The organism is Cupriavidus yeoncheonensis (genome assembly GCF_905397275.1).
GTDB classification, from domain to species: Bacteria; Pseudomonadota; Gammaproteobacteria; order Burkholderiales; family Burkholderiaceae; genus Cupriavidus; species Cupriavidus yeoncheonensis.
Genome location: NZ_CAJPUY010000036.1, coordinates 1 through 18,827 on the forward strand (window position 1 = coordinate 1; position 18,827 = coordinate 18,827).

Genomic DNA, 18,827 nt, shown 5'->3' on the forward strand with positions numbered 1-18,827 from the left:
CTTGCGTGGAATGACCACGCGGCGTCGGCCACGCCTAGCCCTGCGGCCCGGCAACAGCCTTCGCGCCCCTTCCTCATTCTGAAATGGGTTCCAAGTGAAGATTGCCGCGCGTGTTGTCGCAACAAGCCGGCCCCGCAGTTGAACATTTTCTGGCTCTGTATTTTACGATCGTATAATATAAACTCCGTGGCTAGCGGTTGGGGGCGAAGCTCCCCCGCAGTACCCTGGAGACAAGTATGACGATGCAGCTGGAGACGTCCCGGCATGAGACTGGAGCGACCTTGCCCGCCAACGGGCTGTCCTATGCGAAGGGAGACACTTCGCCGCCGCTGAGCGAGCAGACCATCCCCGCACTGCTCGCGGAGACGGTAAAGCGGTTCGGCTTGCGGCCCGCGGTCATCTTTCGCGAGCAGGGCATTCGCTGGAACTGGCAGGAATTCTCCGACGCCGTGAATGCGATGGCCGCAGGCCTTCACGCACTCGGCCTGCGCCGGGGCGACCGCATCGGTATCTGGTCGCCCAATCGCTTCGAGTGGACCGTGACACAGTTCGCCACGGCCCGCCTTGGCCTGGTACTGGTCAATATCAATCCGGCCTATCAGCTTGCCGAGGTCGAGTACGCACTGAACAAGGTGGGCTGCAAGGCGATCATCGCGCCCGAGTCCTTCAAGACGTCGCGCTACCTGGAGATGCTGCAGACGCTGGCTCCGGAACTGCAGCACTGCGAGCCCGGCGCGCTGCAGGCGGCGAGACTGCCGGCACTGCGCTGGGTCATTCGCATGGAGAACGTGGCCACGCCCGGCATGCTGACCTGCCTGGACGTGGTGGCGCGCGGCGCCGGCGTGGACGTCAGCGAGCTTGACGCGATTTCGGCCGGACTCGATCCGCGCGATCCCATCAACATCCAGTTCACAAGCGGCACGACCGGCGCGCCCAAGGGCGCGACCCTCACGCACCGGAACATCGTCAACAATGCCCGCTACGTCGGCATGGCGATGAATCTGCGGGACGATGACCGGCTATGCATTCCCGTGCCGCTATACCATTGCTTCGGCATGGTCATGTCTGTCCTGGTGTGTACCTTCACCGGTGCCTGCATGGTCTTCCCGGGCGAAGCGTTCGACCCGGTGGCGACAATGGCAGCGATCAGCGAAGAGCGTTGCACCGCCCTCCACGGCGTGCCTACCATGTTCATCGCCCAGCTCGATCACCCGGGTTTCGCGAGCTACGATTTTTCGAGCCTGCGTACCGGCATCATGGCCGGCGCTCCCTGTCCGATCGAAGTGATGAAGCGGGTGGTCGCCGACATGCACATGACGGAGATCACCATTGCCTACGGCATGACCGAGACGAGTCCTGTCTCGTTCCAGAGCGCGACGGATGACCCGCTCGACCGGCGCGTCTCCACCGTGGGCCGGGTGCAGCCACATCTGGAGTGCAGGGTGGTCGATGCGGACGGTCAGACCGTAGCGGTTGGCGTCACGGGAGAGCTGTGTACGAGAGGCTACTCGGTCATGCCCGGCTACTGGGACGACGAGCCACGCACGCGCGAATCCATCCGCGACGGCTGGATGCATACGGGAGACCTGGCCACGATCGATGCCGAGGGATACTGCAATATCGTCGGCCGCGTCAAGGACATGCTGATCCGCGGCGGCGAGAACGTCTATCCGCGCGAGATCGAGGAGTTCCTGTTCCGCCATCCCAAGGTGCAATCCGTCCAGGTTTTCGGGGTGCCCGACCCCAGGTATGGGGAGGAGATCTGTGCGTGGATCGCACTCCGGCAGGGTCAGGGCGCGACCGAGGAGGAGATCCGCGAGTTCTGCCGGGGCCAGATCGCCCACTACAAGATTCCGCGCTATATCCGGTTTGTTGACGAGATGCCCATGACGGTCACCGGCAAGGTGCAGAAGTTCGTCATGCGCGACAGCATGATTCGAGAGCTCAACCTGAGCGAAGGAAAGACTGCCTGACCCGGCTGGAAGTCACTGAGTACCGTTGGTCGCCCGGAGAACGCCCGGGCGTACCAACGGTGCCAACTGTCTGCATCGACTAGGCGTTGTCCGTTGCCGCACGGAGGAAACCGGCCACCTGCTGCTGGGCGGTGGCGGCGGCATCGATGAGGCCGCGCATGCTGTAGAACGTATGCAGCATGCCCTGGTAGCGGACGCATGTGGCCGGAACACCCGCCTCGGCCAGCCTGGCCGCATAGGCTTCGCCGTCGTCGCGGACAGCGTCGCACTCTGCGCTGATGACGAGCGCAGGCGGCAGGCCGGCATGGCTTGCTGCGAGCAGGGGTGAAAGCTTCCATGCCGACGGCAATACGCCATGCCGGAGTGCATAGGTATGGAAGGCATATTCGACATCGGCCTTGCGCTGCATGAAGCCTTCCGCGTAGGTGTTCAGTGAATCTGCCTGAAGACGCGCATCCGTAGCGGGATAGACGAGCGCCTGCGCCAGGATGCGGGGGTGCGCCTGGTCCCGTGCAAGCAGGCAGACGACCGCAGCGAGATTGCCCCCGGCAGATTCGCCGAACACCGTCATCCGTCCTGTCGGGAGCCCGAGTTCGGCGCCGTGGGAAGCGATCCAGCGGGTCGCGTCCCACGCGTCGTCCACGGCCGCAGGAAAGCGGTGCTCGGGCGCCAGTCGATAGTCGACGCTCACGACGGCAAGCCCGGAATCGTTGGCGAGGTGCCGGCATACGGCGTCGAAGCTGTCGATGCCGCCCATCAGCCACCCGCCACCATGGAACGCCACGACAACGCCGTTAGCCTCGCTGGGTTGGTAGATGCGCAGGGGAATTTCGCCTCCGGCGCCCGGGATGCGGAGATCGAAGACCTTGTCGATGTGGGGACCACGCGGACGGGCATTGGTCCGTTCGGCAATGCCCGCACGTGCTTCCTCGGGACTCACTTCTGCCATGCTCGGCCTTGCCGCGGCCGCGGCGGCAAGAGGCCGAAGGGAAGGGTGAATCCCGTCTTGAGGGTGAGAGGCTTTCATCGTACTCAGGGGGTCGGCGTCGCCGAGGGAGCGAACGTGATCTTCGGCACAGCGGCCATGACGCCCAGGCCACCATCGACATTGACGATCTCCCCGGTCATGTGGGCGCTCAGGTCCGAGGTCAGGAATAACAGGTGCCCCGCAATTTCCGCCGGCGTGGCTGCGCGTCCGAGGGGTATGGCGTTGCCGACGTTCGCCCACGTCGCTTCGTCCAGCCGCTGGTTCAGCCGCGGCGTGCGAACGAAGCCCGGCGAGACGGCATTGATGCGGATGTTGTGCCGCCCATACTCCACCCCTGCGGAGCGGACGAAATGGTGCAATGCTGCCTTCGATGCGGCGTAGGCGACTTCATTCGGCACCACGCGCTCACCCGCAAGCGAGCCGACAAACGCAAAGGTGCCGCCGCCATCGGCCTTCATCATCTCGCCGGCGATCTGCACTGCCAGGAAGGCGTGGCGCACGACCACGTCGAACTGCAGGTTCCACGCCTCGTCGTCAAACTCGGCCAGCGGCTTGACACCCGCGATGCCGATGATATCGACCACGCCGTGGATGCGGCCGAAGTGTCGGCGTGCCGTGTCGAACACGCGCTGCATATCGGAGCGCGAGGTCGCATCGGCCGTGCAGGGGATGCCGCCGGTCTTGTCGGCAATGCTCCTGGCAAGGTCTTCGTCCCGATCGACGCACAGCACGCGGGCACCGGCCTGGGCCAGTGCGCGGACGGTCTGTTCGCCAATTCCCTGGCCGGCGCCGAGGACCACGATCCCTCGTCCATCGAGTCGCAGGAGGGACAAGTAGTCCGGGGTGTGGTCGTGGTTCTGGTTGGTGTCAGTGTTCACGGCATGCTCTCCTTATGCGGCTTCGGTCCGGCGATGCGACGGCAAGAGGTCTTGCCACGCCGCTCCCTCTTCCAGTTGCGAATCACAGGCGCCCACGCCGCTCAGGTCGAGTCCGAGTGCGGCCGGTTGCTGGTTCTGCATGGCGCGCCGGACCGATTCCAGCAACACGCGACGCACGCGCACGACCGCCTGGTCCGCCGGGACGAGGTGTTCGCGCGAACGGTCATAGAGGGGGCCCTGCGACAGGGCGATCGTCGCATCCTCCACCTCGACGCCTCGCAAGCCGGTCCAGCTTTCCCGCATCAGCTCCCGGTTCTGGCCGAACGAGTCCGCCCAGCTTGCCGTAAAAGCGCAGTTCTTGCGATCGTAGTAGCGCTGGTCGTTCAGGCCCAGCAATCCAATGATCGTCTCTTCGGTCACAGGAGCGTTACCGTGCACAACGATGTAGGTGCTGGTGTGGGTGTCGTCTTCGGGCACTTCGAGGACGGTAAAGAGAAACTCCGGTGCGGGAATGATGCGGCCGTACGGGACGATGAACGGGACCACGCGGGCATTGCGGATGCGCGGATCATCCGTCTTGCGCAGCGCGACATACTGGAAGCCGAAAGCCGTCTCTTCGATCTTCAGCGCGGGCTCCAGGTCGTTCGAGGCGAGCGCGGCGGGGTTGACCACGTCGGGATTGCGCGAGAACTCATTGTCCTTCCAGCCCGGTCGCGCCATGTTGGTGTGCAGCACACCAACATGGGAGCTGTCCTCGCCACCTTCCACCAGCTGCAGGTAGTTGCACGCCACGTTGATGCGCAGGACTACGCGGTGCGCGGGTTCGGCATCCATGAATGCGTAGCGCGAGAACGCGGGCTGCAATTCCCTGGGGCCGACGTAAGCCCAGATGATTCCGCCTTCCTCGCGAACGGGAAAGGCCGGTGCCTTCATCCGTGCGGCGTACTTCGGGTCTGCATGGTTGGGCGTCTCCATGACCGCGCCTGACGCGTTGAATTTCCAGCCGTGATAGAGGCAGCGGATGCCGCCTTCCTCGACACGGCCAAGCGCCAGCGAGGCGCCCCGGTGCATGCAGAGCTCTTCCATAAAGCCGACCTGCCCATGCGTGTCGCGAAAGGCGACATAGTCCTCGCCGAGCAGGCGCACGCGCAGCGGGGCGCAGTCCGGGTGCGGCAACTGGGCGGACGTACATACCGGGTGCCAGAAGCGGCGCATGAGGGTGCCGCCCGGCGTGCCCGGGCCGACATGGCAAAGCATGTCGTTGTCTTGGTGGGTCAACATATCAGTACTCCTGCTGTTCAGATTTCGCGATTGGGCTTACTCGGCGCGCACGCGCACGGGTGAAACGATCCGGTGATGGGGGACCAGCTGGCGCCAGTCCTCATCGGCGCCAATCTCGGCGGACACGCCGATAGCGCGACCCGCCTCGGCACGCAGCGCCGGAATTTCCTTGTGATCCCGCGCGGCGCGGGCGCACGCGAGCAGCGTGCGTTGAAGACGGCTGATCGCGATGTCGGCGGTGGACAGCAGTTCGCGGGAACGGTCGCGGATCGTGCCGCTGGAAATGCTGCACGCGGCGTCCTCCTGGGTAATGCTGTCGAGTCCGGTGAAATGGCCGTTGCGCTGGCGGGCGCGGTCCTGGCCGAATCCGTTGGCGAGGGACATGGCGGCCGGCGAGTCGCACGTGTCGGCGGTCATGCCATATTTGCGCAGCGTCGGCTCGTCCAGGCCGACGAAGGTCAATTGATGACTGCGCAACGGCTCTTCTCCAACGGGCTTGTCGGCGTCCCACCATACGTGGAAGAACCGGCAACGCTCATCATTGATCGGGACGATGGCGAGCCAGACGTCTCCGTTCGCATTGGCGATGAAGCACGGGGTGGCGAACGAGGTGACGCGCGCCATGCGCGCGCCGTCGGTCTCGCGGATGGCGACATAGTGGAAACCGAAGTCCGTCTCGTCCGCTTCGATCGTCGGCGATGCATCGAACTGCATATGCGAGATGTTCTTCGCATAGTCCAGGTCGGAGTCGTTGGTTTGCGCGAGGGCCGATCCGTGCAGTACGGTCAGGTGCGACGAATCGACGAGCCCTTCCATGACCTGGACGAAGTTGCAGTTGACGATCGCGCAGGCATTGATGCGGTGCGCGTCCGGTTGATCCATGAACGCCCAGTGAGGAAAGGGCGGCTCTTCGTCCTCCGGTCCCAGATAAGCCCAGACGAGCCCGCCCGCCTCGCGTACCGGATAGGTGCGACCCTTGATGCGCGCCTTGAATCCCGGGTCGCTGACATTGGGCGTTTCGAGCACCGTGCCATCGACCGCGAATTTCCAGCCGTGATAAATGCAGCGCAGGCCATCCCCCTCGGCGCGGGCCAACTGCATGGACGCACCCCGATGCAGGCACCCCTGCGCATAGAGTCCCGGGCGTCCCTGTCCATCACGCCACACGACAAAGTTCTCTCCAAGCACTTCGATGGTCTGCGGGTCCCCGTTTGGCAGCGGCATCTCGGCAGACTGCGCCACGGGGAGCCAGAACCTGCGCATGGCATCGCCCATGGCGGTGTCCCGGCCGGTTCTGCACATCAGTTCGTTATCCTGCCTTGTCAGCATGTTGGTTTCCTCATCCTTCAGAAATGGCGGCTGGCGGATTCAAAGATCGACGACCAGTCTTGGAGTCTTTGCGCGGGAGCAGCAGGGCATGAAGCTGTCGTTGCGTTCATGCTCATCGCTGGTGAGATAGAGATCCCGGTGGTCCGGCGTGCCGGACAACACCCTGGTCGCACAGGTGCCGCAGACGCCTTGCTCGCAGGAAAGCGGCAGATCGAATCCGGCCTCCAGGAGTGCGTGGGCGGCGCTCTGCTGTGCGGCAACCTGGATAACCCGGCCGCTGCTCCCGATCTCGATCTCGAAGGGCTGGTCGCCCGTATGGTCGATCGGGCCTGCGGCGAAGTACTCGCGATGCAGGTGTTCTTCATCCCAGCCCAGCTCGCTTGCCGTCTCGAGGATGTGGTTCATGAAACCCGCGGGTCCGCAAACGTAGAGATGCCTGTCCGGGGATGGGAGGCCTATTGCGGCGCGGGCATCCAGTTGCTGCTCCGGGGCGCCGTCATCGACATGCACGTGCGCCCGGTCGCCAAAGCCCTCTTCCCGCAGGCGGTCTGCAAATGCCATGCGCGACAGGGTGCGGCCGCAGTAGTGCAATTCAAACGGTCGGTCGTCGCGTGCAAGCTGCTGCGCCATGCAAAGAATCGGCGTAATGCCGATGCCGCCAGCGAACAGGACGGTGTCGACGTTCCCGCCGTGGAGGGGGAAGTGATTCCCGGGGGCGCTGATCGAAAGCGTGTCGCCGTCACGAATCGTATCGACAAGTGTGCTGGAGCCACCGCGGGATTCCGGTTCACGCAGCACACCGATTCGATAGCAGGTCTGTCCGGGTGACAGCTCGTAGAGCGAATACTGCCGGACCAGGCCTCCGGGCAGATGCACATCGATGTGCGATCCCGCTTCGAATGCCGGCAGGGTGTATCCCGCTTCGGGTCGTAACTCGAAACCCGCAATGCCGTCGGCCAGCGTCGTCCTCGCGGCAACTCTCACTTGCAATAGCGTTTCCATCATCGTTCCAAAAATATCTTCCGTGGAAGATTGATAGGCAAAAAAATTAGCGGGTCGCGGGAATCCTGCGCTGGAGTACGACCGGCGAGCCTCCCAACTGTTGCTGGACCAGCCAGCGTGCAAGACCCTGGTCCATCACGCGCACGTGTTCCGGAAACCAGCCGGCCAGCGCGCGTGCGAACTCGCGAACCACGTGAGTCTGCCCTTGCGCAAGCAGTGCGCGCACTTCTGAGGCCGACTTTAGGACTGCCGCATGTTCATCGATGTGGCATCCGGCCGATCCGTAGGCGGTGTCGCGCATTGCGGCGTCTTCCTCGCCAAAGTGGCGATGCGCATGCTCGGTGAAGCCATCCAGCGCCAGCGCGAGTTGAGTGTCGTCGGCTGTCAACAACGCCTGCACGCATTCGACAAATTCCCGATGGGTTTCGTCCATCGCGTGATGGTTGAGCGAGAAATCGTCATGCCACGTAAATCCGGGGAACTCCGTCATATGCATCCTTTATCACAACTGCTGTGTCATCAGCGCTTCATCGGGCGCTTGCCGTCGTCCGACAAAAAAATACTTCCACGGAAGAATAGTAAGAGGTCGAAGGCATGTCGAGGTAGGGAAAATACCGAGCATGGCGCTGATAGGTCGATCCACTGTTGACTTCAAGCGTAGCCATCAACTATCTTCCACGGAAGATTAAAGGTAGATGGCAAAAGGAGGAGAGAAGGAGATGGAACAATGGTCAACCCGGCGCAATCGCTGGCGAGGATGGACGGCGCGCAGCGCTCTGGCGCTAGGGGTCATGTTCGTCAGCGCAGGTGCGCAGGCCTATGACGGGGGCGCGCTGACACCCGGCCTCACGTTGTACGGCCTGATCGACACAGGCATCGAGTACGTGAACAACATCGGTGCGAAGAAGTCCAGCGTGGTACGCATGCCGTCTCTCACAGCGTCATATCCGTCGCGGTGGGGGTTGCGGGGCGTCGAGGATCTGGGGGGCGGCTACAAGTCGATCGTCGTGCTGGAATCAGGCATTGCGCCGGACCAGGGGACAACGAACCAGAATGGCCGGCTGTTCGGAAGGCAGGCCTACGTAGGCCTGATCGGGCCTTGGGGGACCGTCTCGCTTGGGCGCCTGTATTCGCAGATCTACTACTCGCTGATCGGCGATACCCTGGGCCCGAACATCTTCGCCGCAGGCCTGCTGGATCCCTATCTGTCGACCGCGCGCGTGGACAATGCGATCGACTACACCCTGACCTTTGCCGGCTTCACGGTGGCTGCTACGTACTCCCTTGGCCGGGATGCCGTGGCGCCCGCGGTTGCTGGAGGATGTGCGGGCGAGTCCCCCACGGACCATCGGGCGTGCAAGGCGATTTCGGTCTTGCTGAAGTACGAAGCGGCGAGCTGGGGCGTAGCAGGCGCGTTCGATCGAAACTATGGCGGAGGAGGGACGGGCTCGCCGCTGCCGGGCAGTTCGCAGACCGACACGCGCAGTCTTGTCAACGGCTACGTGAAGTTTGGCGGAGCCACGGTTGGCGCGGGTTATCTTCGCCGGGACAACCGTGGCCTTGTAGCGCCCGGCGTGACGGACAAGACCAGCGACTACTGGTGGATTGGCGGCACCTATTTCCCGGTTCCGCAAGTCTCTCTCGATCTGCAGTATGGTCATCTGGACGTGAGGGGAACGGAGCTGGGTGCGTCGGTTATCGCTGCGCGCGTGTCGTACCTTTTCTCGAAGCGGACAACGGCGTACGTCACCGCAGGGCGTGTGTTCAATCAGCGGGACGCTTCGATCACCGTCGATGGGGGTTCCCTGCCGCCGGCCTCCAACCCGTTGCCCGGCGTAGACCAGACAGGGGTGATGGTCGGCCTTCGTCATAAGTTCTGAAGCCGGGTCGCGCGTCGTTGCTCGCCGGAACTGTGACTGGCCGAACCGTCAGTTCGCAGTTCCGGCTGGCAGGCTCGGCCGCTTAGTCGGCCGCTTAGTCGGCCGTTCAGCTCGCCTTCAGATCTGCCGTGCGGGAGGCGGACTGTGAGGAACGGGCATCCAGGCTCCATGGGCCCGCGCCGAAGTAGGCGATCTGAAGGAGACCGCCAGCCATCATCACGTTCTTCAGGAAGTGAATCATCTGGTTCTGGTCGGCGAAGTTGTGGTGGAAGAAGATCGCCGTGGCCAGGGAAAATGCGGCCATTACCAGCGACGCCCAGCGGACCTTGTACCCGCCCAGCAGCATCAGGCCACCGCCCACCTCGATCGCTACGGCAAGGATGTACGCGAGCGGGGCCGCAGGCAGGCCGACGGCGGAGATGTAGCCGACCGTGCCGCCGTAGGCTGCCAGCTTGCCCAGTCCGCTCATGACAAAGGGCGCTCCGAGCAGGATGCGGCCCAACAGGGGAAGATATTTGTTGCTTTCCATGACGATCTCCTTTGAACGAAAAAATGAAAGCGCATTGGTGGATAGAGACATAGAGGCTCAGCCGGTTTCCACCATCACCAGCTCAGATTCTTCGAGGGCGCATACGTCGAGCGCCGCTGCGTTGGTGAGCGCGGCGCCGTCGCGCGGGCCCATGGGCTCACCGTCGACCGTGATCCGGCCCGAGGCAACGACGAGGTACGCGCTGCGGGATGGGGCAAGCTGGTGCCGGATGCTGTCGCCAGCCTTCAGCGTGGCACCGAGCACGCGCGCATTCGCGCGGATCTGCAATGCGTCCGGGTCGCCGGCAAAACCGCTGGCGAGCACGGCGAATCGTCCGGAGCGGTCGATCCTTGGAAACGACCTGGTGGCCCACTGCGGCTTTGCCCCGGTCTCGCGGGGCAGCAGCCAGATCTGGTAGACCTTGAGCGGCACGTCGCCCTGGTTGAATTCGGCGTGGCGGATGCCGGTGCCGGCGCTCATCACCTGGATATCGCCCGCGTGGATCGTGCCTTCCCAGCCCAGGGTGTCCCGGTGACCGAGAACACCTTGCCGGACGTAGGTAATGATCTCGATGTCGCGGTGCCCGTGCATGGGAAATCCGCCGCCAACGGCGATCTCATCGTCGTTCCAGACGACCAGGGAGTCGAGCGGTCGATGCGCGGGGTTGCCGGCGGCATTGACCCGGAAATGGAATTTCGCGCGGAGCCAGCCGTTATCAGCCTGGTCCAGTGAATTCCAGCGCCTGTGCACGAGCATCCCAATCTCCTGGTTCGGCCGCCTGATACGAGGCGGCGGCTATAGCGACCGATCGAAGGCCGATACGCTGTCTTGTCAGGGCGGATGCTATTGGGGCAACAATTCCTTGCATAGCTCCGGATATGGAATCTATCTTTGCTTCAGATAGAACGATAGGGTCGGCCTGGAGCACGAAGCCATGAACCAGATCTCGGACCTCAACGATCTTCGGCTGTTTGCCGAGGTGGTCGAGCGCGGCAGCTTTACGGCGGCCGCCCGCAGTCTGGGCCTGCAGACCTCCAGGCTCAGCCGGCGCGTCCGTGCGCTGGAGGAGGAGATCGGGGTTCGCCTGCTCAATCGCACCAGCCGCAGCCTGTCCCTGACGGAAATCGGGCGGCAGTTCCATCAGCATTGCCTTGCGCTGGTCGCGGAATCCAGGGCGGCCAAGGAGATCGTCGACCAGACACGGAGCCAGCCACAGGGCACCGTTCGCATCAGTTGCCCGGTGGCACTGTTGAATTCCGGCATCGCGGAGATCATCTCCCGGTACATCCGGGACAATCCCCAGGTCCAGATCCTGGTCGATGCCACCAACCGCCAGGTGGATGTCATCGAGGAAGGACTGGACTTCGCCATCCGGGTCAGGTTTCCGCCGCTGGAGGACACCGACCTCGCGGTCCGGCAGTTGGGATCTTCGACGTTCGTTCTGGTTGCCAGCCCGGCCCTGGTGAAGCGATACGCGACGCCCGCATCGCTGGACTCCCTGAAAGACTGGCCGACCCTTGCCATGGCCAACAAGAGCGAGCGGTATATCTGGAATCTGGTCGACGCGCGCGGGCAAGTCGCGTCACTCGTACACCGGCCCCGATTCGCGACGGACGACATCGCCAGCCTGCGCATGGCAGCGACATCAGGCATCGGCGTAGCCATGCTGCCCAGGGAATTCGTGGAACGTGACCTGCAATCGGGGCGGCTGCAGCACTTGCTGCCGGACCTTGGATCAAAGCCCGGCCTGGTGCACGCCATCTTCCCGACGCGACGGGGGATGGTGCCGGCCGTGCGCCATCTCCTCGACGCGCTTGCCGCCGGCTACGAAGAGCTGGACTGAGCGTAGGCCGCCCCGGGTAAAGCGACCAACCTATTGGCTGGCAGCGTCCTGCGCGGCCTTGGCCATCGCTTCGCCGAGGCTCTCCGATAGAAATTCGGCGACGGCCGCCACGGCGGGCGGCACCGGCGGGCGGCTCGTGTAGACGAGCTGCAGGCCGAGGTCGGCGCTCGCGCGGCGATAGGTCGGCAGCACGCGTACCAGCTTGCCCTGCGCCATGTCTGGCTGAACCATCAGCTGCGGCAGCAGCGCGATACCGAGTCCGGCTATGCAGGCCTGCGCCAGCACTCGCATGTCGTTGACCGCGAACCGGCTGTTGACCGACACCTCCTGACTTCCGCGCGGGCCCTGCAGACGCCACGTATTGCGGCCCTGCCGACTGGAAATCGCCAGGCAGTGGTGTTCGGGCAGTTCACGCAGCGTGCGAGGTGCCGGGTGCCGTTCCAGATAGGCCGGACTCGCCGCGAGGATCATCGCGCTCGGCCCCAGCCGGCGTACCTTGAAGCCACTGCCGGTCTCGATGCCCATGCGCAAGGCCAGGTCGACGCGCTCGGCGATCAGATCGGTCGGCGTATCGTCGAGCAGGAAATCGATCCTGATGTGCGGGTGGCGCCCATAGAACTCGACCAGCCATTCCATGCCGATGAGTTCGAACAGGCCCGCCATCGCGGTGACGCGAACCGAGCCGGACAGTGCGTGTTCGTCCGCATGGAGCCGGCCGATCTCGAGAAGCTGGTCAAGCGCGGGCGCATAGCGCTCGAACAGTGCCTGGCCTTCCGTGCTCGGCGCGAGCTTGCGGGTCGAACGATGCAGCAGGCGTGTGCCGAGCTGCACTTCGAGTTGGTCGATGCGCCGGCTCAGCGTATTGGCGGGCATCCGCAGACGCCGTGCCGCCTCGGAGAAGCTGCCGGCGCGGACCACCTGGACGAACATCGCCAGATCATTCAGGTCGAGCATGGGATTTCTCCAAAAATGGATGAATCAAATCCTATTTTACCGCCTAGTGTGAGGCGGCTCCAATCTCCATACTTGAGGTGTCTCTACCGCCAGAGGACTTCCCTGGCATCACGGATATCAACTTCATTCGCACGCACCGCGTGGCGATGAGCCAGGAGATACGCGGTGTGGTCATAGCCTCGCGAAGCATGCGAGCGCCGCGCGAAGTCACTCCGCTTCCACCCATGCTCGCAGGAGAACAACCATGTCGGATATCAGGAAACTCATTGCCGTCGTCGGCGCAACCGGTCAGCAAGGCGGCGCCGTCGTGCGTGCGCTGCAGGCGAGTGGTCAATTCAAGGTGCGCGCACTGACGCGCAACCCTGCCGCGCATCCGAAGCTTGGTGACGAGGTCGTTCTGGCGGATTTCAATCGCCCCGAAACGCTCAAAACCGCGTTTGCCGGAGCACATGGGGCATTCCTGGTGACCAATGCCTGGGAAGCCGGCGCGGACGAGTCGAAGCAGGCAATCGCCGCTGTCAATGCCGCGAAGGACGCCGGCGTGCAGCACCTCATCTGGTCGACGCTCCCGAACGTGGAGACGATCAGCCGCGGCAAGATCGATGTCCACCATTTCACGGCCAAGGCAAAGCTCGAGCCTGTCGTGCGCGACGCGGGCTTTGCCCACCACACGTTCGTGATTGCGCCTTTCTACTATCAAAACCTGCTCGGCGCCATGGCCGCGCAGAAGCAGGTGGATGGCACCGTGGGTTGGGCGCTGCCGATCGATCCCGCGCGGCGGGTCTTCCATATGGGGGACATCACTGAACTCGGCCGCATCGTGGCCGGCGCGTTCGCGCAACCGGACCTCGCGGGTCACGGTGAACACCTGCCGCTGGTCGGCGATTTCCTGAGCTTCAACGAGATCATCGCCACGGTGAATGCCCAAGGAAACAACTTCACGTTCCGGCAAGTCCCGCGCGAGGTATTTGCCGGATGGTTTCCGGGCGCCGCAGGCATCGCGGCGATGCTCTCCTACTTCGAGGCGCACACCTATCTGGGCTCGGATTCGCGCGACGCGATCGCGCTGGCCAACAAAGTCTCCGGCCAGCAGCCGACGAGGTTTGCAGCCTGGGCCAAGGCCAACTTCGCACTTCACGCTGCCGCCTGAGAACGCAGCCGTCAGATCGCGAGGGAGTGCGTTCAGGAAACCACGAATAAGGTGATACCGATGAGTCGAATCCCCACCCATACCGTCGAGGACGCACCCGTTGCGTCGCGTCCGCTTCTGCATGGCATTGCCCAGTCTTCCCCGACCGGGCGCCCGCTGAACCTGCACGCCCAGATGGCGCATTCTCCTGCGGTGCTGGCGGCATACGCGTCGCTGCGCGCCGTAACGGCCGAGCATGGAACCCTCGGTCCGAAGGTGAGTTGGGCATTGAACCTTGCCACTGCCGCTGCGGTTGGCAATGGCTACATGATCGGTCTCGCCAGTCGGTTCGCCCGCATGAGCGGATGGACCGTGGCGCAGGTTGCCGCCCTGGAGGCAGGTGCCAGGACGAACGACCCCAGGACCGACGCGCTGGCCAGCCTGGTCAGGGAAGCCGCTGCCAATGCGGGAAAGGTTCAGGACGCCACGTGGAAGTCTGCCCAACAGGCAGGCTGGAGCGATGAGCAACTGGTTGAGGCGTTCGCATTCCTGGGGCTGACGGTGTTCGCAGGGTACTTCCTCAACTACGCGCAAACCGATACAGACCTCTGACCAGGCACCTCATCTTTCGCCATTCAAATACTGGAGAGCGCCCCATGAATTCCGTCATCGAAACGCCGCCCACCCCCGTCGCCAGCGTGGGCCGTACCGTAGTCTTGCGCACGCACGGCCATGCGCACGGGACGATCGTTCGCATGGCCAGTCCCGGGGACGTCGGCAAGCTGATCAAGCCGTTCGTCTTCCTCGATCTCATCGATACGCAGGAGGCGATCGGCCAACAGGGTATCGGCTGGCATCCGCATTCCGGCATCGCCACCTTGACCCTGGCAATAGAGGGGCAAGGCGGCTATGTCGAGTCGACCGGCCACGAAGGAACGATGACGGCGGGCGATATCGAATGGATGAGCGCCGGTCGCGGCGTCTGGCATTCCGGCTTCGCCGAGCCCCCGATCAAGGCCTTCCAGCTATGGGTGGCCCTGCCGCCCGAGCGCGAACTGGCTCCCGCCTTCAGCCAGCATCTGTCGGTCAATGAAATCCCGTCGGACGGCCCGGCGCGCGTGCTGCTCGGCCGCAGCGGCGAGGCCGTCAGCCCGATCGATGCCCCGGCGGGCATCAACTATCTCGTGGTACAGCTCAAGGCCGGCCAGCGCTGGACCTGCCAGCCGCCGCAGGGTCACCGGGTCGGCTGGATCGCCGTGATGGACGGCAGCCTGCGCACGCCCGACCCGGTCGGCAAAGGCGAGCTGGCCGTATTCGACCATTCCGATGCGGCAATCGGGTTCGAAGCCGTGACCGATGCGCGTTTCGTGCTCGGTACGGCGATCCCGCATCCGCACGATCTCCATCTTGGCTACTACTCGGTGCACACCAGCGCCGCAGCGCTGATCGAAGGCGAGCACGAAATCGCCCGCATTGGTCGCGAGCTGCGCGCCAGGGGCCTGGTGCGTTGAGCGTTGATGCGCACTAGAACCGAGACCATCTACTTATCCGGAGCACATCATGACCGTTATTTCCGTCATCATCGGAAGCGTCCGTCAGGGACGTTTCGCCGAGAAGCCTGCACGCTGGATTCTCGACCATCTGAAGAAGCGCGAAGGCATTGACGCGCGCCTGCTCGACCTCGAAGCCTTTCCGATGCCGTTCTTCGACGCGCCGATCCCGCCGGCGATGCCGGGCCGGCCGGCGTACGAGGACGACGTTGTGAAGCGCTGGACCGAGGCGATCGCGGCATCCGACGGCTTCATCATCGTTTCACCCGAGTACAACCACGGACCGTCAGCGGTGCTGAAGAACGCGATCGACTGGGTCTACCCGGAATGGAGCCGCAAGGCGGTCACCTTTGTCGGCTACGGCAGCGTCGGCGGCGCGCGCGCCATCGAGCAGTTGCGCGAGATCGCGATCGAGATACAGCTTGCACCGATCCGATCGGCGATCCACGTTCCGGCTGCAGCGATCTATGCGCATTTTCAAGGCCAGGACGTCACTGCGCACCTGGCTGAACTGGATGCCGCCGCCGGACAGACGATCGACGACCTGCTGTGGTGGACCAACGCGCTGAAGACCGCGCGGGAAAGATGACGAGGCTCGAATGATTCATGCGAGTCGGCCTGGCCATCAGCGGTGAAGCCGGCTCTTCATACCGAACGCTGCGCAATCTCCAACAGCAAGCATCCGGCCGGCCACCTACCTCGCTCTGGCCCGCAGCGCCCGTATGGCCGCCGGTGCGCCGTTCAGGAACATGTCGACCTTCTGCCGGACCACGGCTTCCATGTCGGCCGGTACCTTGAGCCCATAGATCCACTTGCGCACGCCGAGATAGAAAATGGCGGCGTGCAGGCCCCAGATCATCTCGATCTCGGCTTCGGTTTCCGCCGCATCGCGTGGTGCGGGAATGCCGAACTCTTCCCTGACCTCGGCCAGCACGGGCAGGAACACCTTGCTGCGCAGCTTGCCCAGGTACTTCTTGTTGATGCCTTCGTGCGTGAGTCCGGCGAAGATGAACAGCCGGATCCATTCTTCGCGAAGGATCACCGACGAATAGTCGAGGTAGAACGCGTAGAGCCGGTCTGTCAGCGACATTGAGCGGTCGGCGATCTGCCGGTCCCAATCCGGGCGCCACTGGAAGACCTCGTTGTAGACGCGTTCGATCAGTGCATCCTTGCTCTCGAAATAGCGATACAGCAGTGGCTGCGTGACGCCGATCTGCCGTGCCAGCTCGCGCGTGCTGCCGCCGAAGCCATTGCGGGTGAAGTGTTCGATGGCCTTTTCGACGATCTGCTGCTCGCGTTCCTCCGGCAACAGCCGCCTGGTGCCCTTGGCGGCGGCGTCTTCCATGTCGGGTACGTGGCTTGTCTCCATGACGTCTCTTTCGCCATTGCGATGCGGATGATGTCCGGATTGTACCAACCGCCCGATCCATGAGAAGCGGGGCGGGCGCGGTCGCCCGCGACCGCCCGGCGGCCCGGCGAGCGCGCGGGCCTAGCTCGCGGACTGGTTTCCCATGCCCAGTTCGCAGGCGACGCGCTGGTTCTGATAGGCGGCTCGCTCCCAGGCGCCGCGCGCCGAGCGGTCGGTCACCGAGAACACGTAGATCCCGGCGAAGGCCGCAAGCATCGAGAACAGCGCGGGGTACTCGTACGGATAGACCGGCGCAGCATGGCCCAGCACCTGCACCCAGACGGTGGGGCTGAGGATCGTCAGGACGACCGCCGTCACAAGTCCCATCATGCCGCCAAGGACGGCGCCGCGCGTAGTCAGGCCGCGCCAGTAGATCGACAGCAGCAGCACGGGGAAGTTGGAGCTGGCGGCAATCGAGAATGTCAGGCTGACGATGAAGGCAATGGTCTGCTTCTCGAACAGGATCCCGAGGAGGATCGACAGCACGCCCAGCACCAGCGTGGTGATGCGCGACACGCGCATCTCGTCCTTGTCGGAGGCCTGGCCCTGGCGGATGACCGTCGCATACAGGTCGTGCGAGATGGCCGACGATCCCGCCAGCGTCAGCCCCGCCACGACGGCGAGAATGGTCGAGAATGCGACGGCGCAGATGAAGCCGAGGAAGACGTTGCCGCCGACCGCATGGGCAAGGTGCACGGCCACCATATTGACGCCGCCGATCACCGCGCCTGCGCCGGTGTGATAGAGCGGATCCGGTGCGACCAGCGCGATCGTGCCGAAGCCGATCACGATGATCATGGCATAGCCCGCGCCGACGATGCCGGTGGCATAGAGCACGCTCTTGCGCGCGGCCTTGACGTCGGCGACGGTGAAGAAGCGCATCAGGATGTGCGGCAGGCCCGCGGTGCCGAAGATCAGCGCCAGTCCCAGCGACACGGCGGAAACCGGATCGGAGACCAGGCCGCCGGGCCGCATGATGGCGTCATGCTTGCCGTGCGCCGCGATGGCGTGCTCGAACAAGGTGTCCAGGCTGAAGCCGAAACGGCTCAGCACCATGAATGCCATGAACGCGCACCCGGCCAGCAGCATGACCGCCTTGATGATCTGGATCCACGTGGTGGCCAGCATGCCGCCGAAGAACACGTAGACCACCATCAGGACACCGACCAGCACGACCGCGGACGTGTAGTTGAATCCGAACAGCAGTTCGACCAGCTTGCCGGCGCCCACCATCTGCGAGACCAGGTACAGCAGCACGATCACGATCGAGCTCGATGCCGAGAATGCGCGGATCGGGCGCTGCCTGAGACGGTAGGAGAGCACGTCGGCCAGCGTGTAGCGACCCAGGTTGCGCAGCGGCTCGGCGATCAGGAACAGGATGATCGGCCAGCTTGCGAGGAAGCCGATCGAATAGATCAGGCCGTCGTAGCCGCTGGTGAAGACCAGTGCCGAGATCCCCAGCAGCGACGCGGCCGACATGTAGTCCCCCGCAATGGCCCAGCCATTCTGCATGGCCGTGATCTTGCCGCCGGCGGCGTAGTGGTCGGCCACGCTGTGGTTGCGCCCGGCGGCCCAGCGCGTAATGGCAAGCGTCGCCGCGACGAATGCCAGGAACATGGCGATCGCGATCAGGTTCAGGCCCTGGCCGACGGGCGGCGTGGCCGCCCAGGCCGGGGTGGCCGCCGCAAGCGCGGCAACCGTTGTCAGCAGGCGCTTCATGATTGCTCTCCGTTGCGGATGTCCGCGATCATCCGGTCGTAGACGGTGTTGCTGCGGTATACGTAGATCGCTACCAGCGCGAAGGTGAAGGCGAACATGCCGAAGCCGATCGGGATGCCGACGCTCATCGGCCGGCCCGCCACCAGAGGCAGGGCGAGCAGGTCCGGCCGGAAGGCCAGCGTCAGGATGAAGCCGAAGTAGACCAGCAGCATGGCAGCGGTGAGCGACCATGAGAAGCGCCGGCGCATGCGGTGCAGGCGTTCAAAGGCAGGCTCGCTCAGCATCGGGTGCGGCACGACCGGCGTGTCGGTCCCGGCAAGGCCGAGGCCAGTCGGGCAGGGGGCAGCTTGGGGCATGATGTTGT

Annotated in this window: 19 protein-coding genes; 7 read left to right on the plus strand and 12 right to left on the minus strand. The window is 64.1% G+C overall.

What is annotated here, in order from left to right:
* Window positions 1-236 precede the first annotated feature (236 nt).
* Window positions 237-1,973 (plus strand): AMP-binding protein, encoded by a 1,737-nt coding sequence (locus KHO22_RS30225; RefSeq protein ID WP_211950863.1) that lies wholly within the window; start codon window positions 237-239, stop codon window positions 1,971-1,973.
* A gap of 79 nt (window positions 1,974-2,052) precedes the next feature.
* On the opposite strand, the gene KHO22_RS30230 is transcribed toward KHO22_RS30225, so the two are convergent.
* From KHO22_RS30230 to KHO22_RS30255, 6 genes are read right to left on the minus strand one after another with little or no spacing between them, the layout of a single operon-like run.
* Complete coding sequence (locus tag KHO22_RS30230) at window positions 2,053-3,000, minus strand: alpha/beta hydrolase (protein ID WP_230427090.1); 948 nt, start codon at window positions 2,998-3,000, stop codon at window positions 2,053-2,055.
* A 5-nt stretch (window positions 3,001-3,005) separates the two neighbouring features.
* Window positions 3,006-3,839, minus strand: coding sequence for an SDR family NAD(P)-dependent oxidoreductase (locus tag KHO22_RS30235; RefSeq protein ID WP_211950864.1), 834 nt, complete (start codon window positions 3,837-3,839; stop codon window positions 3,006-3,008).
* A gap of 12 nt (window positions 3,840-3,851) precedes the next feature.
* Window positions 3,852-5,120 carry a Rieske 2Fe-2S domain-containing protein gene (locus KHO22_RS30240; RefSeq protein ID WP_211950865.1) on the minus strand — a complete coding sequence of 423 codons (1,269 nt, stop codon included), beginning with the start codon at window positions 5,118-5,120 and terminating at the stop codon, window positions 3,852-3,854.
* Between the two features lie 36 nt (window positions 5,121-5,156).
* Window positions 5,157-6,449, minus strand: a complete 1,293-nt coding sequence (locus tag KHO22_RS30245; protein ID WP_211950866.1) for a Rieske 2Fe-2S domain-containing protein — start codon at window positions 6,447-6,449, stop codon at window positions 5,157-5,159.
* Window positions 6,450-6,488: 39 nt separating this feature from the next.
* Window positions 6,489-7,451, minus strand: a complete 963-nt coding sequence (locus KHO22_RS30250; RefSeq protein WP_211950867.1) for a PDR/VanB family oxidoreductase — start codon at window positions 7,449-7,451, stop codon at window positions 6,489-6,491.
* A gap of 46 nt (window positions 7,452-7,497) precedes the next feature.
* On the minus strand, window positions 7,498-7,941 hold the full coding sequence (locus tag KHO22_RS30255; protein ID WP_211950868.1) for a bacteriohemerythrin: 444 nt from the start codon (window positions 7,939-7,941) through the stop codon (window positions 7,498-7,500).
* Between the two features lie 229 nt (window positions 7,942-8,170).
* Between KHO22_RS30255 and KHO22_RS30260 the strand changes: the two genes are divergently transcribed.
* Entirely contained in the window at window positions 8,171-9,331 is a 1,161-nt protein-coding gene (locus tag KHO22_RS30260) for a porin (RefSeq protein ID WP_211950869.1), read from the plus strand.
* Window positions 9,332-9,437: 106 nt separating this feature from the next.
* Here the strand turns inward: KHO22_RS30260 and KHO22_RS30265 are convergent, their stop codons facing one another.
* Together KHO22_RS30265 and KHO22_RS30270 are read right to left on the minus strand one after the other, a co-directional pair.
* On the minus strand, window positions 9,438-9,860 hold the full coding sequence (locus KHO22_RS30265) for a DoxX family protein (protein ID WP_211950900.1): 423 nt from the start codon (window positions 9,858-9,860) through the stop codon (window positions 9,438-9,440).
* Window positions 9,861-9,917: 57 nt separating this feature from the next.
* Entirely contained in the window at window positions 9,918-10,616 is a 699-nt protein-coding gene (locus KHO22_RS30270) for a pirin family protein (protein WP_211950870.1), read from the minus strand.
* Window positions 10,617-10,794: 178 nt separating this feature from the next.
* Here KHO22_RS30270 and KHO22_RS30275 point away from each other — a divergent pair, with 178 nt between their 5' ends.
* Window positions 10,795-11,703, plus strand: a complete 909-nt coding sequence (locus tag KHO22_RS30275; RefSeq protein WP_211950871.1) for a LysR substrate-binding domain-containing protein — start codon at window positions 10,795-10,797, stop codon at window positions 11,701-11,703.
* 30 nt (window positions 11,704-11,733) lie between these two features.
* Here the strand turns inward: KHO22_RS30275 and KHO22_RS30280 are convergent, their stop codons facing one another.
* A complete protein-coding gene (locus KHO22_RS30280; protein WP_211950872.1) occupies window positions 11,734-12,657 on the minus strand; it encodes a LysR family transcriptional regulator in 924 nt (307 codons plus the stop codon).
* Between the two features lie 244 nt (window positions 12,658-12,901).
* Between KHO22_RS30280 and KHO22_RS30285 the strand changes: the two genes are divergently transcribed.
* From KHO22_RS30285 to KHO22_RS30300, 4 genes are read left to right on the plus strand one after another with little or no spacing between them, the layout of a single operon-like run.
* The gene (locus KHO22_RS30285; RefSeq protein ID WP_211950873.1) at window positions 12,902-13,807 is read left to right on the plus strand and encodes an NmrA/HSCARG family protein; all 906 of its coding nucleotides are present in this window, start codon (window positions 12,902-12,904) and stop codon (window positions 13,805-13,807) included.
* Window positions 13,808-13,867: 60 nt separating this feature from the next.
* Window positions 13,868-14,398, plus strand: coding sequence for a carboxymuconolactone decarboxylase family protein (locus KHO22_RS30290; RefSeq protein ID WP_211950874.1), 531 nt, complete (start codon window positions 13,868-13,870; stop codon window positions 14,396-14,398).
* A 44-nt stretch (window positions 14,399-14,442) separates the two neighbouring features.
* Window positions 14,443-15,297 carry a pirin family protein gene (locus KHO22_RS30295; protein ID WP_211950875.1) on the plus strand — a complete coding sequence of 285 codons (855 nt, stop codon included), beginning with the start codon at window positions 14,443-14,445 and terminating at the stop codon, window positions 15,295-15,297.
* 49 nt (window positions 15,298-15,346) lie between these two features.
* Window positions 15,347-15,925: an NADPH-dependent FMN reductase gene (locus tag KHO22_RS30300; protein ID WP_211950876.1), complete on the plus strand. Its 579-nt coding sequence runs from the start codon at window positions 15,347-15,349 to the stop codon at window positions 15,923-15,925.
* Window positions 15,926-16,030: 105 nt separating this feature from the next.
* Here KHO22_RS30300 and KHO22_RS30305 read toward each other — a convergent pair whose 3' ends face one another.
* The 3 genes from KHO22_RS30305 to KHO22_RS30315 form a co-directional block, all read right to left on the minus strand.
* On the minus strand, window positions 16,031-16,705 hold the full coding sequence (locus tag KHO22_RS30305; protein WP_230427091.1) for a TetR/AcrR family transcriptional regulator: 675 nt from the start codon (window positions 16,703-16,705) through the stop codon (window positions 16,031-16,033).
* Between the two features lie 120 nt (window positions 16,706-16,825).
* Window positions 16,826-18,463 (minus strand): cation/acetate symporter ActP, encoded by a 1,638-nt coding sequence (actP, locus tag KHO22_RS30310; protein ID WP_211950877.1) that lies wholly within the window; start codon window positions 18,461-18,463, stop codon window positions 16,826-16,828.
* Window positions 18,460-18,819, minus strand: coding sequence for a DUF485 domain-containing protein (locus KHO22_RS30315; protein WP_211950878.1), 360 nt, complete (start codon window positions 18,817-18,819; stop codon window positions 18,460-18,462). The genes actP and KHO22_RS30315 overlap by 4 nt, the downstream gene beginning before the upstream one ends.
* Window positions 18,820-18,827: the final 8 nt, after the last annotated feature.

Coding starts and splice junctions, on each gene's coding strand:
- KHO22_RS30255 (WP_211950868.1), bottom strand. CDS start 7,941: ATGACGGAGTTCCCCGGATTTACGTGGCATGACGATTTCTCGCTCAAC.
- KHO22_RS30240 (WP_211950865.1), bottom strand. CDS start 5,120: ATGTTGACCCACCAAGACAACGACATGCTTTGCCATGTCGGCCCGGGC.
- KHO22_RS30250 (WP_211950867.1), bottom strand. CDS start 7,451: ATGGAAACGCTATTGCAAGTGAGAGTTGCCGCGAGGACGACGCTGGCC.
- KHO22_RS30280 (WP_211950872.1), bottom strand. CDS start 12,657: ATGCTCGACCTGAATGATCTGGCGATGTTCGTCCAGGTGGTCCGCGCC.
- KHO22_RS30230 (WP_230427090.1), bottom strand. CDS start 3,000: ATGAAAGCCTCTCACCCTCAAGACGGGATTCACCCTTCCCTTCGGCCT.
- KHO22_RS30295 (WP_211950875.1), top strand. CDS start 14,443: ATGAATTCCGTCATCGAAACGCCGCCCACCCCCGTCGCCAGCGTGGGC.
- KHO22_RS30290 (WP_211950874.1), top strand. CDS start 13,868: ATGAGTCGAATCCCCACCCATACCGTCGAGGACGCACCCGTTGCGTCG.
- KHO22_RS30245 (WP_211950866.1), bottom strand. CDS start 6,449: ATGCTGACAAGGCAGGATAACGAACTGATGTGCAGAACCGGCCGGGAC.
- KHO22_RS30305 (WP_230427091.1), bottom strand. CDS start 16,705: ATGGAGACAAGCCACGTACCCGACATGGAAGACGCCGCCGCCAAGGGC.
- KHO22_RS30300 (WP_211950876.1), top strand. CDS start 15,347: ATGACCGTTATTTCCGTCATCATCGGAAGCGTCCGTCAGGGACGTTTC.
- KHO22_RS30225 (WP_211950863.1), top strand. CDS start 237: ATGACGATGCAGCTGGAGACGTCCCGGCATGAGACTGGAGCGACCTTG.
- KHO22_RS30275 (WP_211950871.1), top strand. CDS start 10,795: ATGAACCAGATCTCGGACCTCAACGATCTTCGGCTGTTTGCCGAGGTG.
- actP (WP_211950877.1), bottom strand. CDS start 18,463: ATGAAGCGCCTGCTGACAACGGTTGCCGCGCTTGCGGCGGCCACCCCG.
- KHO22_RS30265 (WP_211950900.1), bottom strand. CDS start 9,860: ATGGAAAGCAACAAATATCTTCCCCTGTTGGGCCGCATCCTGCTCGGA.
- KHO22_RS30260 (WP_211950869.1), top strand. CDS start 8,171: ATGGAACAATGGTCAACCCGGCGCAATCGCTGGCGAGGATGGACGGCG.
- KHO22_RS30315 (WP_211950878.1), bottom strand. CDS start 18,819: ATGCCCCAAGCTGCCCCCTGCCCGACTGGCCTCGGCCTTGCCGGGACC.
- KHO22_RS30285 (WP_211950873.1), top strand. CDS start 12,902: ATGTCGGATATCAGGAAACTCATTGCCGTCGTCGGCGCAACCGGTCAG.
- KHO22_RS30270 (WP_211950870.1), bottom strand. CDS start 10,616: ATGCTCGTGCACAGGCGCTGGAATTCACTGGACCAGGCTGATAACGGC.